The 15,948-nt window shown below is 71.4% G+C and carries 12 protein-coding genes and 1 rRNA gene; 6 read left to right on the forward strand and 7 right to left on the reverse strand.

Annotation, left to right across the window (positions count from 1 at the left end):
* Nucleotide 1: 1 nt before the first annotated feature.
* The gene (locus FYX01_RS25395; RefSeq protein WP_150246215.1) at nt 2-763 is read right to left on the reverse strand and encodes a nucleoside triphosphate pyrophosphohydrolase; all 762 of its coding nucleotides are present in this window, start codon (nt 761-763) and stop codon (nt 2-4) included.
* Nucleotides 763-2,373 (reverse strand): adenylyl-sulfate kinase, encoded by a 1,611-nt coding sequence (gene cysC, locus FYX01_RS25400; protein ID WP_150246218.1) that lies wholly within the window; start codon nt 2,371-2,373, stop codon nt 763-765. Before cysC ends, FYX01_RS25395 begins: the two co-directional genes overlap by 1 nt.
* A 321-nt stretch (nt 2,374-2,694) precedes the next feature.
* Between cysC and mfd the strand changes: the two genes are divergently transcribed.
* Nucleotides 2,695-6,306, forward strand: a complete 3,612-nt coding sequence (mfd, locus tag FYX01_RS25405) for a transcription-repair coupling factor (RefSeq protein ID WP_150246221.1) — start codon at nt 2,695-2,697, stop codon at nt 6,304-6,306.
* A gap of 82 nt (nt 6,307-6,388) precedes the next feature.
* Here the strand turns inward: mfd and FYX01_RS25410 are convergent, their stop codons facing one another.
* Nucleotides 6,389-8,011, reverse strand: coding sequence for a cell division protein PerM (locus FYX01_RS25410; RefSeq protein ID WP_394350507.1), 1,623 nt, complete (start codon nt 8,009-8,011; stop codon nt 6,389-6,391).
* A 211-nt stretch (nt 8,012-8,222) separates the two neighbouring features.
* On the opposite strand from FYX01_RS25410, the gene FYX01_RS25415 reads away from it, so the two are divergent.
* Nucleotides 8,223-8,720 (forward strand): DUF1707 SHOCT-like domain-containing protein, encoded by a 498-nt coding sequence (locus FYX01_RS25415; RefSeq protein ID WP_150246224.1) that lies wholly within the window; start codon nt 8,223-8,225, stop codon nt 8,718-8,720.
* An 88-nt stretch (nt 8,721-8,808) separates the two neighbouring features.
* On the opposite strand, the gene sucD is transcribed toward FYX01_RS25415, so the two are convergent.
* The 3 genes from sucD to FYX01_RS25430 all read right to left on the reverse strand — a co-directional run bounded on the left by sucD (nt 8,809) and on the right by FYX01_RS25430 (nt 11,673).
* Nucleotides 8,809-9,687, reverse strand: a complete 879-nt coding sequence (gene sucD / locus FYX01_RS25420; protein WP_150246227.1) for a succinate--CoA ligase subunit alpha — start codon at nt 9,685-9,687, stop codon at nt 8,809-8,811.
* A 13-nt stretch (nt 9,688-9,700) separates the two neighbouring features.
* Nucleotides 9,701-10,882, reverse strand: coding sequence for an ADP-forming succinate--CoA ligase subunit beta (sucC, locus tag FYX01_RS25425; RefSeq protein WP_150246230.1), 1,182 nt, complete (start codon nt 10,880-10,882; stop codon nt 9,701-9,703).
* Nucleotides 10,883-11,262: 380 nt separating this feature from the next.
* Nucleotides 11,263-11,673 (reverse strand): coenzyme B12-dependent isobutyryl CoA mutase small subunit, encoded by a 411-nt coding sequence (locus tag FYX01_RS25430; protein WP_150246233.1) that lies wholly within the window; start codon nt 11,671-11,673, stop codon nt 11,263-11,265.
* 146 nt (nt 11,674-11,819) lie between these two features.
* Between FYX01_RS25430 and FYX01_RS25435 the strand changes: the two genes are divergently transcribed.
* From FYX01_RS25435 to FYX01_RS25450, 4 genes are all read left to right on the forward strand, one after another.
* The gene (locus FYX01_RS25435; protein WP_150246235.1) at nt 11,820-12,173 is read left to right on the forward strand and encodes a hypothetical protein; all 354 of its coding nucleotides are present in this window, start codon (nt 11,820-11,822) and stop codon (nt 12,171-12,173) included.
* Between the two features lie 57 nt (nt 12,174-12,230).
* Entirely contained in the window at nt 12,231-13,691 is a 1,461-nt protein-coding gene (locus FYX01_RS25440) for an AlkA N-terminal domain-containing protein (protein ID WP_317846091.1), read from the forward strand.
* Complete coding sequence (locus tag FYX01_RS25445; protein WP_150246241.1) at nt 13,688-14,281, forward strand: methylated-DNA--[protein]-cysteine S-methyltransferase; 594 nt, start codon at nt 13,688-13,690, stop codon at nt 14,279-14,281. Before FYX01_RS25440 ends, FYX01_RS25445 begins: the two co-directional genes overlap by 4 nt.
* Nucleotides 14,282-14,650: 369 nt before the next feature.
* Nucleotides 14,651-15,601 carry a M23 family metallopeptidase gene (locus FYX01_RS25450; RefSeq protein ID WP_223830647.1) on the forward strand — a complete coding sequence of 317 codons (951 nt, stop codon included), beginning with the start codon at nt 14,651-14,653 and terminating at the stop codon, nt 15,599-15,601.
* Nucleotides 15,602-15,687: 86 nt separating this feature from the next.
* Here the strand turns inward: FYX01_RS25450 and rrf are convergent.
* Nucleotides 15,688-15,803 (reverse strand): 5S ribosomal RNA (gene rrf / locus FYX01_RS25455).
* Nucleotides 15,804-15,948: the final 145 nt, after the last annotated feature.

Consider the following 15,948-nt stretch of genomic DNA (forward strand, 5'->3'; position numbering starts at 1 on the left):
CCTAGGCGTCCCCGGACCTGGTCCAGTAGGCCCGCCGCTCCTCCTCGGACAGCTCGCGGGGCTCCCGTCCGTCGGCTCGGGCCGCGCCCTCGGCCGCGCGCACGCGGGCGTCGAACCGGCGGGCCGCCGCCCGCAGGTCGATCTCGGCGTCACGGCCCCGGTCGCGCTCGGCCGAGACCGCCGCGAAGAGCTCGCCGCCCTCGGCGCCGTCGTCGACCACCAGGTCGGCGGGGAACCCGTTGCGCACCGCCCTCTTCTGCAGCTCGTGGGCGAGCATCACGGCGGGCTGGGCGAACGGCACCCCGTCCAGCACGGAGGTCCGCCCGTCGCCGCCTCCCGCCCTGGCCTTCTCCGCGCGCTCGGCGGCCTTGATGGTCTCCCAGTTGGACCGCACCTCCTCGGTGCCCGAGACCTCCACCCCGCCGAACACGTGCGGGTGGCGGCGGGTCATCTTGTCGACGATGGCGTCGGCGACGTCGTCCACCGTGAACCGCGCCGGGTCGCCCTCGGGGCGCTCGGCGGCGATCGCCGCGTGGAAGACCACCTGCAGCAGCACGTCGCCCAGCTCCTCGCGCAGCAGCGGGAGGTCGCCGTCCTCGATGGTCTCCAGGGTCTCGTAGGCCTCCTGGATCAGGTACTTGGCCAGCGACTCATGGGTCTGCGACCTGTCCCACGGGCACTCCCGGCGCAGGGTGTCCATCACCTCGACCAAGCGCAGCATCCGGTGCCCGACAGGTCGGACGCCGTCCCGTGTCTCGTCCATCACTCGTCCTCCACAGCTCGCGCCGACCGGCCGTCGTGCTCGGGCAGCCAGCCGCCCTCACGCAGGGCGGCCATCACCCGGGCCACGGAATCGGCCGGGTCCACCCCCTCGGTGTCCACCACCAGGTCGGCGTCGTCCGGTTCCTCGTAGGGATCGGAGACCCCCGTGAACGCGGGGATCAGTCCCGCGCGCGCCTTGGCGTACAGGCCCTTGCGGTCGCGGGCCTCGCACACCTCCAGAGGTGTGGCCACGTGCACCAGGAAGAAGTCGCCGAACTCCTCCACCATCGCGCGCACCTCGGCCCTGCCCCTGTCGTAGGGCGCGATCGGCGCGCACACCGTGACCCCGCCGTGCCGGGTGACCTCCGAGGCCACGTACCCGATCCGGCGGATGTTCAGCTCCCGGTGCTCCCGGGAGAAGGTCAGCTCGCTGGAGAGCATGCGCCGCACCACGTCGCCGTCCAGCAGGGTCACCGACCTCCCCGAGCGGCGGATGCCGTCGCACACACCGCGGGCGATCGTGGACTTGCCCGACCCGGACAGGCCGGTGAACAGCACGGTCAGGCCCCTCCTGGTCCGGGCCGGGCGCAACCGCGCCAGCTCCGCGCCCACGCGGGCCGGGGTGAACCAGGAGGGCAGCTCGCGCCCGTGTGCCAGCTCCGCCTCCACCTGCTCGTCGGTCAGCTCGGACCGGGCCTCGCCCGGGTCGACCCGGGTGAGCGGCAACCACAGCCCCTCCACGGAGGAGTAGCGCCACGGTTCGGGGTCCAGCACGGTCAGGGGCGGGCGCTGGGCCATGACCCGCTCGACGTCGGGGCCGTCCCCGTCGGTCACCGCGAGCATGTGGGTGGCACCGTAGGCGGCGGCCACGTGCGCGGCCAGCGCCACCTCGCGCGGCCCCCACGCGCCGCCCAGCACACCCCGGGAGCGGTCGGCGCCGCGGGGCAGCGTGCACACCACGAGGGAGGTGCGCGCGGGCAGCAGGGGCTCGGCGGCCAGTACCGCCGTGGCCATGCCCTCGTCCTCCAGGCCGGTGTCGACGATCACCAGCACCTCGGCTCGGGCGCCGTCGCCGTGTACCTGGCCCAGGGAGTCGGCCTCGGCTCGGATCTGGTGCAGGGCCCGGTGGTGCAGGGGCCGGTCGGTGACCACCGCCAGCAGGGGGCGGCCGGAGGTCTCCAGCTCGCGCTGGGCCCGCACCTCGGCGGGCGAGGGCCGCAGCTCGCGCAGCACACCGTACGTCGGCGGACGCAGCAGGGTCACCACGCCGGCCAGGCGGTGGCATCCCTCGGCGCCCCGCCAGTGCTCGGTCACGGCGAGTCCGGCCAGCGGCGCGCCCTCGGGATCGGTGAGGGTCAGGTGGTCGACTCCGGACAGCTCCGCGGGAACCTCCAGGGTGACCGGAACCGGCCAGGGGCGCCCGTCGGGCAGGCGGCCCTCCCCCTCCACGGCCTCCGCCTCGTCCCGCGTCATGAAACCGGACAGCGGATAGGCGCCGTTGAGAATCAGCTCCAGGTGGGCGAGCCCGTTCGGACCTGGGGCGAAGACCGGGGCGTCCGACCGCTCGACGCCGGACTCCGGCGCACTCCCGCGCCTGTTGGCACTCACCACGCGGTTCCTCTCCTACGGGGTCCGGGAAACGCACCCAGCGTATGCCCGAAGCGCCGGGGGCCCCGGGCCCGCACCACTCCGAACGGAATAGAAGCAGTTCGGGACCGGTTTCATCCGATACGCGCCGCCGCCCGCGCACGGGCCCGCAACGCGCACGGCCCGGGGGTCCCGCGCCACCGGTTGTCCACACCCCACCCGCGCGAAGCCGTCGGACTCGATAGTCTGAGAGGTGCCGGGCGTCCACCTTCCGCAGCCGCCTCTCTCACCGTGCGGACCGCGGCCACCACCGCCTGATCCGGACCACTTCCACTTTCTGGTGCTATGAGCCTCATTGGACTTCTCGCCGACGTCTCCAGGGACCCGGCGCTGCATACCGCGATCGAGGCCGCCCGGGGCGGCCGCGATCCCCACCTCGACCTCGTCGCCCCGGCGGCGCTGCGCCCCTTCATGGTGGGGGCACTGGCCGCGGACGCGCCCGTGGGCGCGCAGCGGACCGTGCTCGCCGTCACCGCCACCGAGCGCGAGGCCGCCGACCTGGCCGACGCGCTGAGCTCCCTGCTGCCCGAGGACTCGGTCGCGCTCTTCCCCGCGTGGGAGACCCTGCCGCACGAGCGGCTCTCGCCGCGCTCGGACACCGTCGGACAGCGGCTGGCCGTGCTGCGCCGCCTCGCCCATCCCGACCCCTCCGACCCGCTGACCAGCCCGCTGCGGGTGGTCGTGGCCCCCGTACGCAGTGTCCTGCAACCGCTGGTGGCGGGTCTGGGCGACCTGGAGCCGGTACGTATCCGCCCCGGCGACGAGACGCCCATGGAGGACGTGGTCACCGCTCTGACCAACACCGGCTACGCCCGTGTGGACCTGGTCGAGAAGCGCGGCGACATGGCCGTGCGCGGCGGCATCCTGGACGTGTTCCCGCCCACGGAGGAACACCCGCTGCGGCTGGAGTTCTGGGGCGACACCGTCGAGGACATCCGCTACTTCCAGGTCGCCGACCAGCGCTCCATCGGTCCCGGCGAGGGCGACGAGGGCGGACCGCGCACCAGCGCGGCCTCCGGACTGTTCGCGCCGCCCTGCCGGGAGCTGCTGCTCACCGACACCGTGCGCGAGCGCGCACGGGCACTGGCCGAGGAGCACCCCTCCCTCGCCGAGACCCTGCACAAGATCGCCGACGGTGTGTCGGTGGAGGGCATGGAGGCGTTCGCGCCGGTGCTCGCCGACCGCATGGAGCCCTTCTTCACCTACCTGTCCGATGACGCGATGGTGGTGGGCTGCGATCCCGAGCGCATCCGCACCCGCGCCGTGGAGTTGGAGGCCACCAGCGCCGAGTTCCTCGACGCGTCCTGGATCAACGCCGCCTCCGGCGGTGAGGCGCCCATCGACCTGGGCGAGTCCGCCTACATGTCCATCTCCGAGCTGCGCTCCACCGCTTCCGAACTGGACCTGCCCTGGTGGGGGCTGACCCCGTTCACCGCGGGCGAGAGCGGCGGATCGGACGAGGAGGACGACTCCGTCGTCGTCGGCGCGGTGTCCGCCGACACCTACCGGGGCGACACCGAGCGGGCTCTGGCCGACATCAAGGGCTGGCTGCACGACAACTGGAGCGTCGTGCTGGTCACCCAGGGGCACGGACCCGCCGAGCGCCTGGTGGCGATGCTGCGCGACGCCGGGCTGGGCGCCGCCCTGGCCGCCGACCTGGACGAGCGGCCCGCCCCCGCGGTCGCCACGGTCACCACCGGACTGGTCGACCACGGGTTCCTGCTGCGTTCGGTGCACACGGTGGTGCTCACCGAGACCGACCTGGCGGGACAGAAGTCCTCCACCCGCGACATGCGCCGGATGCCGAGCAGGCGGCGGGGCACGGTGGACCCGCTGCAGCTCAAGCCGGGCGACTACGTCGTCCACGAACAGCACGGCGTGGGCCGCTACCTGGAGATGGTCAGCCGTCAGATACAGGGCGCCACCCGCGAGTACCTGCTCATCGAGTACGCGCCCTCCAAGCGCGGACAGCCGGGAGACCGCCTGTTCGTGCCCACCGAGCAGCTGGGCGAGGTCACCCGCTACGTGGGCGGCGAGGCTCCCACGCTGTCCAAGATGGGCGGCGCCGAGTGGAGCAAGGCCAAGAGCCGCGCCCGCAAGGTGGTCCGGGAGATCGCGGGCGACCTCATCCGGCTGTACTCGGCCCGACAGGCCTCCCCCGGCCACGCGTTCAGCCCCGACACCCCCTGGCAGCGCGAACTGGAGGACGCGTTCCCCTACGTGGAGACGCCCGACCAGCTCGCCGCCATCGAAGAAGTCAAGAAGGACATGTCCAAGTCGGTCCCGATGGACCGGCTGATCTGCGGCGACGTGGGCTACGGCAAGACCGAGGTGGCCGTGCGCGCCGCGTTCAAGGCGGTACAGGACGGCAAGCAGGTCGCGGTGCTGGTGCCCACCACGCTGCTGGTACAGCAGCACATGTCCACGTTCACCGAGCGGTACGCGTCCTTCCCGGTCACGGTCAGGCCGATGTCGCGGTTCCAGACCGACGGCGAGGTGGAGCTGACCCGGGAGGGGCTGCGCAACGGCGAGGTGGACATCGTCATCGGCACGCACCGGCTGCTGTCGTCGGAGACCCGCTTCAAGGACCTGGGCCTGGTCATCGTCGACGAGGAGCAGCGCTTCGGCGTGGAGCACAAGGAGTCGCTCAAGCGCCTGCGCACCCAGGTGGACGTGCTGGCGATGTCGGCCACGCCCATCCCGCGCACGCTGGAGATGGGTCTGACCGGCATCCGCGAGATGACCACCATCCTCACCCCGCCCGAGGAGCGCCACCCGGTGCTCACGTTCGTGGGACCCTACGAGGACAAGCAGATCGCCGCCGCGGTCCGCCGCGAGCTGATGCGCGAGGGACAGGTCTTCTTCGTGCACAACCGGGTGGCGTCCATCGACAAGGTGGCGGCGACCATCAAACGCCTGGTGCCCGAGGCCCGGGTGGCCTTCGCCCACGGCCAGATGAACGAGCAGCAGCTCGAGAAGGTGATGGTCGACTTCTGGGAGAAGAACTTCGACGTGCTGGTCTCCACGACCATCGTCGAGTCCGGCCTGGACGTGCCCAACGCCAACACCCTGATCATCGACCGCGCCGACACCTACGGCCTGTCTCAGCTGCACCAGCTGCGCGGACGGGTGGGCCGCGGGCGCGAGCGCGCCTACGCCTACTTCCTGTACCCGCCGGAGAAGCCGCTCACCGAGACCGCCTACGAGCGTCTGGCCACCGTGGCCCAGCACACCGAGACGGGTGCGGGCATGTACGTGGCGATGAAGGACCTGGAGATCCGGGGCGCGGGCAACATCCTGGGCGCGGAGCAGTCCGGGACCATCGCGGGCGTGGGCTTCGACCTGTACGTGCGCATGGTGGGTGAGGCGGTGGCCGAGCTCAAGGGCGACCCGGACGCGGTCCAGGAGACCGAGACCAAGGTCGAGCTGCCCATCAACGCGCACATCCCGCACGACTACGTGCCGGGTGAGCGGCTGCGGCTGCAGTCCTACAAGCGCATCGCCAGCGTCACCAGCGAGGAGGACATCCTCTCCGCCTACGAGGAGCTCACCGACCGGTACGGCGCACCGCCCGAGCAGGTGGACAACCTCATGGCCGTGGCCCGGTTCCGGGTGCTGGCCAAGTCGGCGGAACTCTCCGACGTGGTGATGCAGGGCAACCAGATCCGCTTCTCCCCGGTGGAGCTACGCGAGTCGCAGGAGCTGCGGATGCGACGGCTGTACCCCAAGACCATCCACAAGGAGGCCGCGAAGACCCTGTTGGTCCCGGTCCCCAAGTCGGGTGGCATCGGGGGCAGGCCACTGCGGGACCTGGAGCTGCTCAAGTGGTGCTCGGACCTGGTGAACGCCGTCTTCGAGCCCGCCAAGCGCAAGCCCGCCACCAAGGAGAACGCCTAGCGGACCGAGCACGGCGGGGCCGCTCCGGCGAAGGTCTCCGGAGCGGCCCGCCGCCGTGTCAGGGCTCGGGCACGTCCCCGGGTCAGCCCCTGGGGGCGTCGGTGTCCCCGGGGGCGGCCTCGTAGGTGATCCCGTACAGCTCCTCGGACTCCTCGTCCTCGACGGACCCGCGGCGCCACCAGCGACCGCCCTCGGCGCGCCGGGCCCTGCGCTCCTCGCGTCGCCGTTCCCTCAGTTCCCGGCGAGCCCGCCTGCGCTCCGCCCGCTCGGCGGCCCGGTCCGCCCTCCCCGTGTCCTCCCGGCCGTCCTGGCCCGGGGAGGACGGGGAGTCCCCGTCCTCGCGGCGGCGCAACGGCGTCACCGTGGCCAGCCCCTCCCCGACCGGCACATCCGTGGGCAGCCTCGGCTCCGGACGGGGCTTCGGCTCCGGACGGGCCTCGGGTTCCTTCCTCGGAGCGGGGCGCGACCGTACCGGGCGCCGTCCACGCGTGTACCACCAGTTCGCGGTCCACGCGGCGACGGCGGCCGCCACGCCCACCTCCAGGGCGGCGACCAGGCCCACCTGCCACGCCGACGGGCCCACCTCGCTCAGCCTCTCGCCGCCGAGCGGCCCCCCGGCCACCTCGGCCAGCGCCGCGCACAGCATCCCCGTGGTCACCCCGCACACGAAACCCCACAGCGGGGCCGCCTCGCTGACCACGTCGGGCGCACTGCGCTGGGTCAGGACACCGCCCATCGCACCCGCCACGAACGGCACCGCGAGAGCGATCAGGGACGCCACCGGAGCGGCCCCGTTCTCGGGTACCGCGGCCAGCATCGGCAACATCGGCAGGGCACCCGCCGACACCCCCATCGGCGCGACGACAGTCCCCGTCCCCACCGCGAACCCCGGGCCCAGCGCGTAGCACAACGAGAACACCACGGCGTTGGGCAGATAGGCCAGCTGGACGACCAGCAGCAGCACACCGCCCACCAGCCCCGGACGCAGGGCCCGAGTCGTCTCGACCGCCTCGGGCAGGTTGATCGCCAGGGCCACCAGGAACAGCAGCAGGCCGCCCAGCAGGAGCGTCCCCGTGGAGACGAGCATCCCCACCAGCAGGGACCTCGACCGGGCGGGCATCAGGTCCAGCAGGTCCCGGGCGGCCACCCCCTTGTCGAGCATCAGTTGGCGCAGCGCTCCCAGGCCACCGGACAGGAAGGCGATCACGAACCCCATGACCAGTGCGCGCGGCATACTCGGCTCGACGGTCTCGGTACGCGCCAGCAGAGCCAGGGTGCCCGCTATCGCCGCGTAGGGACCGGCGATGGCCAGCGCCGCCCGGTACACGTACCGCAGGCGGGGGATCGAGCAGGAGCGCGCCAGCCACCGCCCCGACCGGTACAGCAGCAGCCCCGGAACCAGGACCAGGCCGAGCGGCAGCAGGGCGATCTGCCCGTCGGGCACCGAGAACGACACGTGGTGGCCCACCAACCAGGCCAGTACCGCGCCCTGGAGGATGTCGACGATCTCCTCGCCGAAGGCGTCGTGCGGCGCGGCGACCCACCCGATGATGGCCAGGGTGATGATCACCGCCAGCCCCAGCCCCGCGGCCGTGGCCGCGGCGATCCCGCCGGTGGAGTAGACGGGTCTGGGCGCGTCGGCGCCGCTGGTCCGCAGGCGCTGGGACGGACGACCGCGGTCGGGGGGAGATCCTGGCGTACTCACCCGACTTATGCTGCCAGGGACCGGAATGCTCCACGCCATTCCGGCCGCGCGTGTCGTACCGGTGGGCCCGGGGCCCGGTCGGCCCCGGCGGTCCGCCCCGCCGCTCAGCGGTGGAGCGAAGCCGTCGTGGACACGGGGAACCGAACCCGCGACGCCCTCGTCGTACCATGTGAGCCCGGCACCGCCCCCCGCCTCGAATGGACGATCCCGCATGGCAGGTCCCGAACCCGACCGCTACCGCATCTCCGACGACGAGCGCGACCGTGCGCTGGAACAGCTGCGGACGGCGCTGGAGGAGGGCCGGCTGGACATCGACGAGCACGAGTCCCGCTCGACCGCGGCCCTGAACGCCGTCACCAACCTGGACCTGGTGCCGCTCTTCGAGGACCTGCCGACACGGCTGCGCCCGGGTTCCGTCACCGTGGCCGACGACACCGCGCCCGCCACCCGTGAGCCCGCGCCCGTGAAGAAGGGCTCCTCCAAGCATGGCGAGGTGGACCGCAAGGACCGCGGCCCCAACCTGGGTGGCCTGATCGGCTGGGCCGGCTTCCTGTTCTTCGTGTGGGGCGTGCCCACGATCATGTCCGGCAGTGTCACCGCCATCGCCGTCTTCCTCGGGTTCTTCCTTCTGCTCGTGGCTCCCGGACTCACCACCGCCATCGTGCGCAGGCGTCGCGGAGGCGGCCCCAAGGAGATCGGCGGCGGTTGAGCGCCTCAGAGCCGCCCCGAACGCCCAAGGCTCCGCCCCACCGCGGTGCGGTGGGGCGGAGCCTTGGGAAGAGTACGCCTTGGGCGGGCTAGAACAGCTCGCGCGCCAGCTGGGCGGTTTCGCTGGGGGTCTTGCCGACCTTGACGCCGGCGGCCTCCAGCGCCTCCTTCTTCGCGGCGGCCGTGCCCGAGGAACCCGAGACGATCGCGCCGGCATGGCCCATCGTCTTGCCCTCGGGAGCCGTGAAGCCCGCCACGTACCCCACGACCGGCTTGGTCACGTGGTCCTTGACGAACTCCGCCGCGCGCTCCTCGGCGTCCCCGCCGATCTCACCGATCATCACGATCACGTCGGTGTCGGGATCGGCCTCGAACGCCCTGAGCGCGTCGATGTGCGTGGTCCCGATGATCGGGTCGCCACCGATGCCCACCGCCGTGGAGAAACCGATGTCACGCAGCTCGTACATCATCTGGTACGTCAGCGTGCCCGACTTGGAGACCAGACCGATCCGGCCCGGCTTGGTGATGTCGGCCGGGATGATGCCCGCGTTCGACTGGCCCGGCGTGATCAGGCCCGGGCAGTTGGGGCCGATGACGCGCGTCTTGTTGCCCGTGGCCTGGGCGTGGGACCAGAACGCGGCGGTGTCGTGCACCGGGATGCCCTCGGTGATGACCACGGCCAGGCCGATGCCGGCGTCCACGGCCTCGAAGACCGCGCCCTTGCAGAACTTGGGCGGCACGAAGATCACGGTGGTGTCGGCGCCGGTGGCCTCCATGCCCTCGGCCACCGAGCCGAAGACCGGCACCTGGGTGCCGTCGAAGTCCACGCTCTGGCCCGCCTTGCGCGGGTTGACCCCGCCCACGATCCGGGTGCCCGAGGCGAGCATGCGGCGGGTGTGCTTGGTGCCCTCAGAGCCGGTCATGCCCTGGACGAGTACCTTGCTGTCCTTGTTCAGGAAGATAGCCATGGTGTTGTGTCCCCTACTTCGCCGCGAGCTCGGCGGCCTGTGCGGCGGCGCCGTCCATCGTGTCGACCTGTCGCACGGCCGGATGGGCGCGCTCGGTCAGGATCTCACGGCCCAGTTCGGCGTTGTTGCCGTCCAGACGGACGACCAGCGGCTTGCTGACGTCCTCGCCGCGGCTCTCCAGCAGTTCCAGGGCCTGGACGATGCCGTTGGCCACGGAGTCGCAGGCGGTGATGCCGCCGAAGACGTTGACGAACACGCTCCTCACCGCCTGGTCGCCCAGGATGATCTCCAGGCCGTTGGCCATCACCTCGGCCGAGGCGCCGCCGCCGATGTCCAGGAAGTTGGCGGGCTTGACTCCGCCGTGGCCCTCGCCGGCGTAGGCGACCACGTCCAGGGTGGACATGACCAGGCCCGCGCCGTTGCCGATGATGCCGACCTCGCCGTCGAGCTTGACGTAGTTCAGGCCCTTGGCCTTGGCGGCGACCTCGAGCGGGTCGCCCTCCTCGGCGAAGGTGAGGCTCTCCAGGTCCTGGCGGAACTCGGCGTTCTCGTCCAGGGTGACCTTGCCGTCCAGGGCGATCACACGGCCGTCCGCGGTCAGGATCAGCGGGTTGACCTCGACGAGGGTGGCGTCCTTGCCGGCGAAGGCGTCCCACAGCTTGGAGATGATCTCGGTCGCGCCCTGGGCGGCGGCCTCGGGCAGCTTGCCCGCCCTGACGATCTCCGCGGCGACGTCGGCGGGGGCGCCGGTCAGCGGATCGATGGCGACCTTGGCGACCGCGTCGGGGTTGGTGACGGCGACCTCCTCGATCTCCACACCACCCTCGGCGGAGCAGATCGACAGGAAGGTGCGGTTCGCACGGTCCAGGAGGAAGGAGAAGTAGTACTCCTCCGCGATGTCGGAGGCCTCCTCGACCAGGACACGGTGCACCGTGTGGCCCTTGATGTCCATACCGAGGATCTGCTCGGCCTTGGCCTGGGCGTCCTCGGGATCGTCGGCGACCTTCACGCCGCCGGCCTTACCGCGGCCACCCGTCTTGACCTGCGCCTTGACGACGACGCGGGACTTTCCGGAGGCGGCGAACTCCTCAGCGATGGCACGTGCCTCAGCGGCCGTGCTCGCCACCTTTCCCTGGGGTACGGGAACCCCGTACTCTGCGAAGAGTTGCTTCGCCTGGTATTCGAACAGGTCCACGAGGGTCCGTCCTTGTAACTCGCTGGCTCAGGATGTCTACCGGGGTGGCCTCGTCCTGATCGGCTGTGATCCACTGACGCGTGTCACACGACGCAAAGCCCGGAGGGCTGAGCCGTTAGATCGAGATCGCCGCGGCGTTGCCACCCGCGACATGCGCAAAGCTTAGTCGCCTGGAATCCGGCCGCCGGACACCGGGGCCGTGTTGGCCGGTCCCGTCACACCCGCAAAAGCCGCTCACGCGGCATCGCGGGAGTTCCCGCGTGGGAGAATATGTGACGAGCGACACCGCGGATCACACCGCGACGCGCCTTTTCGCCCATGGCCGAACTCTTCGGCGGATGCGACCAACGTCACCCACCGGGGCCCGGGCCGGGGGCCGGTCAGGCGGCGTGCGCCGGACGGACGTTCTCACGCACCCAGTCGGCGATCTCCGCCGTCGGGGCACCCGGCGTGAAGATCTTGGCCACGCCCAGGCGTTCGAGCTCGGCGATGTCGGCGTCGGGGATGATCCCGCCGCCGAACACCCGGATGTCCTCGGCGCCGTTCTCCTTCAGCAGCTCCATCACCCGGGAGAACATGGTCATGTGGGCACCCGAGAGCACGGACAGCCCGATGGCGTCAGCGTCCTCCTGCAGGGCCGCGGCCACGATCATCTCGGGGGTCTGGCGCAGACCCGTGTAGATGACCTCCACCCCGGCGTCACGCAGCACCCGGGCCACGATCTTGACACCGCGGTCGTGCCCGTCCAGTCCCGGTTTCGCGACGACGACCCGTGCTGCGCCCTCGGCCATGACAAACCCCTCACGAACGTTTCCCCGGTCGCCCGGCCCTCCTTGTGGGAGGTCCCCGGGTGCGCGGGGAGGAGATGATCAACTCGTGTGAAGCGTAACGCAGGTCACTTCCGGATGGCGGGCGCGGGGACGGGTATCTTCCGAGCATGGGAGACGATGTCACCGAATTCGACCAGATCAGCACGGAGGACCTGCGGGACCGCGCCATCGAGCTGGCGCGTCGGCGGTGGGACCTGCGCTTCTTCTGGCGGCTCCTCAGCCTGGTCCCGGCCGCCGAGGCGGCCGCGGGCCATGAGGAGGCCAGTGAGGCGAGCGTCGCCCAGCTGTCCGGCTTCGTCTACGAGGCGCTGTCCGCCGAGACCGACCCCGAGGTCCGGGAGGCTCTGCGCCCGTTCTACGTGCAGTACCTCCTCGAACACGGCGAGACGGCGGACGACGTGCGCGGCGACGAGGAGAACGGGCCCGGAAGGTCCGCGGCTCCGGGGAACGGAAGGTCCTGAGCTCCTCGGGGTCGATGTCCGAAAACCGCCAGCTTATGGTCCGCCGCGTCGGCGATCATGGGTGCTGTGATGGACGACGACCAGCGCTACCGCGCCGTACACAGCAGGGACGCCCGCTTCGACGGGGTCTTCTACACCGCCGTGCGCACCACCGGCGTCTACTGTCGTCCGAGCTGCCCTGCCGTCACTCCGAAGCGGGTCAACACCCGCTTCTTCCCGACCGCCGCTGCCGCCCAGGAGGGAGGGTTTCGCGCCTGTAAGCGGTGCCGCCCCGACCTGACTCCGGGGTCCCCGGAGTGGAATCTGCGGGCCGACGTGGTGGGACGCGTGATGCGGCTCATCCAGGACGGCGCCGTGGACCGGGGCGGCGTCGGCACCCTGGCCGCCGCCGTCGGCTACAGCGAGCGCCAGCTCAACCGGCTGCTGAGCGCCGAGGTCGGCGCGGGGCCGCTGGCCCTGGCCCGCACCGAGCGCGCCCAGACCGCGCGGGTGCTGGTGGAGACCACGGACATGCCGATGGCGGACGTGGCCTTCACGTCCGGGTTCGCGAGTGTGCGCCAGTTCAACGAGACCATGCGGGCGGTGTTCGACCGCTCCCCCACCGAGATGCGCGCCATGAGGCGCACACCGGCCGGCGAGCCGGGAACGATCACACTGCGGCTGCCCTACCGGGAGCCGATCGACCTGGCGCGGATGCTGCGGTTCCTCGGGGAGCGCGCGGTGCCGGGCGTGGAGGAGTACCGCGACGGGATCTACCGCAGGACGCTGTCGCTGCCGCACGGTCCCGGAACCGTGGAACTGTCGGAGGGGACCAGGGCCGGGCACGTACTGTGCCGTCTGCGCCTGTCGGAGTCACGCGACCTGGCCAGCGCGGTGCGCCGCTGCCGCAGGCTGCTCGACCTGGACGCCGACCCCCGGGCGGTCACCGAGGTCCTGGGCGGGGATCCGCTGCTGGGACCGATCGTGGCCGCGCACCCGGGGATGCGCTCCCCGGGCCACGTGGACCCCGCCGAGCTGGCGGTTCGGGCGGTGTTGGGCCAGCAGGTGTCGGTACGCGCCGCCCGCACACTGGCGGGACGGCTGGTGGAGCGGTTCGGCGAGCCGCTGAAACCCGGCCTGGACGGCGCGGACGGCGGTCTGACACACGTGTTCCCCTCCCCGGACGTGCTGGCCGAAGCCGACCCGACCGGTTTCTCCATCCCGGTCGCGCGTGGGAGAGCCCTGGTGGGACTGACCGGAGCGATCGCCTCGGGCCGGATCGACCTGGGTCCGGGCTGCGACCGGGACGAGGCCGAACGGCGCATGATGGAGCTGCGCGGCATCGGACCGTGGACCGCGGGTTACGTGCGGATGCGCGGCCTGGGTGATCCGGACGTGTTCCTCCACGGGGACCTCGGTGTCCAACAGGCGCTGGGGGTCGGGGGCAGGAGGGACACCCTGGCGTGGAGTCCCTGGAGGTCCTACGTCACCCACCTGCTGTGGGCGTCGCTGGTGAGAACGAGAGAGGAACTGGCATGAGCACGGATCAGGGAGTGGAGCAGGAGATGCTGCCGATGGACGTGGAGCCGAAGGCTCCCCCGAGGAGAGCGACGGTGGAGTTCCGCGCTCCCCGTCCCGGACCGACCCGGTACACGATGATGGGCTCGCCGGTGGGCGAGCTGGTCCTGTTCGGTGACGGCGAGGCCCTGGGCGGGGTGCTCACCGCCGGCAAGGACGACAGGGCCAGGGGCTTCCCGGAGGACTGGGTGTCGGACCCGGAGCCGTTCACCGAGGCCGTACGACAGCTGGAGGCGTACTTCGCGGGTGAGCTGAGGGAGTTCGACCTACCGCTGGCCCCGGCGGGTACCGAGTGGCAGCTGAGGGTGTGGGCGGCGCTGACCACGATTCCGCACGGAGAGACGGCGAGCTACGGGGAACTGGCCGCGGAACTGGGGAGGCCGACGGCCTCGCGCGCGGTGGGGATGGCCAACGGACGCAACCCGGTCAGCATCATCGTGCCGTGCCACCGGGTGATCGGCGCGGACGGCTCGCTGACGGGTTACGCGGGCGGGCTGGACCGCAAGCAGTTCCTCCTCGGCCTGGAGAGGAGGGTCTCGGGCGCCCGCTGACACCGGCGCGACCGCGGCGGGCCCCTCGGGCGGTGGCGGCCGGGCCGGGGAGGGGACATCGGGGAAAGGGCGCGGAGCGGGGGAACGCCCGACGCGTGGGTCGGCGGAACCCTCCGGAAGCGCCTCGCGAAGCCCGGTCCGTCGATGGGAACCGGGTTCATCCCTTGCCCGGGAGTCACTGGTTGGCTACTCTGCGATGGTCACACGATCACACCTTTTCGTGTCGAATCTGTTCCTTCACCCCTGAGGAGCTGCTTGACCTCCCCCACCGCCTTCATCGCCCCCGACCGTCTCCGACCGAGGCCCCGTACCGGATACTCGGGCGCCCTGGCCGCCACAGCGGCCGCCGCCCTGCTCACCTCCGCCTCCATGGCCCATGCCCAACCCGTGGCCGACACCGCGCTGGCCGAAGCCGACAACGTCGAGATCACCGTCGACACCGTCGCCAGGGACCTCCCCGGCCAGGGCGCGGGAGCGGCGGCCGAGGACGTCCTGGCCGACGCGGTGGTCTCGGACGTCCTGGAGTTCCGCGGTTCCGGGATCTCCACGCTCGCCGCCCAGGAGCGCGACGTCCGAGTCGACGTCCGTGAGGCCTCCGGCGACTCGGCCTTCGGCGTCGCCATCGTGACCGCACCGACCGGGTCCGAGGAGAACCCGTACGCCTGGCTGTTCGCCGCCGAGTACCGCGGTGGCGACTGGACCGTCGGCCTGGAGGGGACTGAGGAGTTCTCCTCGATCCTCGCCGACTCGACGCTGCTGGCCGAGGAGGAGCGGGAGACCGTCGCGGCCTCCACCGATCCCGAGAGGGTCAGGACGGCCGCCTACACCGGGGTCGGCCTGCCCTTCGCCATCGGCACGTACCAGGTCATGACCAGCGGCCCGCACGGTTTCAGCTCCGGCTATCCCTACAGCTCGGTGGACTTCTCCGGCGGCGACCGCGCCGTACGCGCTGCCCGCGGCGGGTACGCCTACAGCCTGTGCACCGGGTGGACCCGGGTGATCCACGACAACGGCTACTCCACCGACTACTACCACCTGGAGAACTACCAGTGGCTGCCCGGCAACAACGTCGGAGTGGGCCACTACCTGGGCAGCCAGGGCAACAGCGTCTGTGCCGGCGGCTCCTCCACCGGGGCCCACGTCCACTTCGCACTGCGTGCCTACAGCGATCCCAACGCGGCGGGCTGGTACGTCGCCCTGCACGGAAGGACCCTGGGCGGGTGGACCTTCGTGGAGGGCGCCGCCTACGGCGGTTACGCCTACCGCAACGGTGTCGGCACGGTGTACCCGGGCGGGGCGATGTACAACTACGGGTTCTAGGAACGCGTTGGATTCACAAGTGAACTAGTACAGGCACAAAAAAGAGGAGGGCCGCCCCGCAAGGCAACCCCCCCCCTCAAAACAAACCGTGGCAGCAACCTACTCTCCCACCCCACCACAGGGCAGTACCATCAGCGCAAAGAGACTTAACGACCGGGTTCGGAAAGAGACCGGGTGTGACCCTCCAGCAATAACCACCACGGAAACCCACAACCCACCAGACTCCAACCCCACACCACCACAAACAAGGCGGGGGGGCGAATCACAGCGAGCCAAGCTCCGTGAACACATGTGCGCGAACATCCAGTTATCTGCAGCGGACAAGCCCTCGGCCTATTAGTACCAGT

The sequence above is a fragment of the Nocardiopsis quinghaiensis genome (genome assembly GCF_008638365.1).
Classification (GTDB): domain Bacteria; phylum Actinomycetota; class Actinomycetes; order Streptosporangiales; family Streptosporangiaceae; genus Nocardiopsis; species Nocardiopsis quinghaiensis.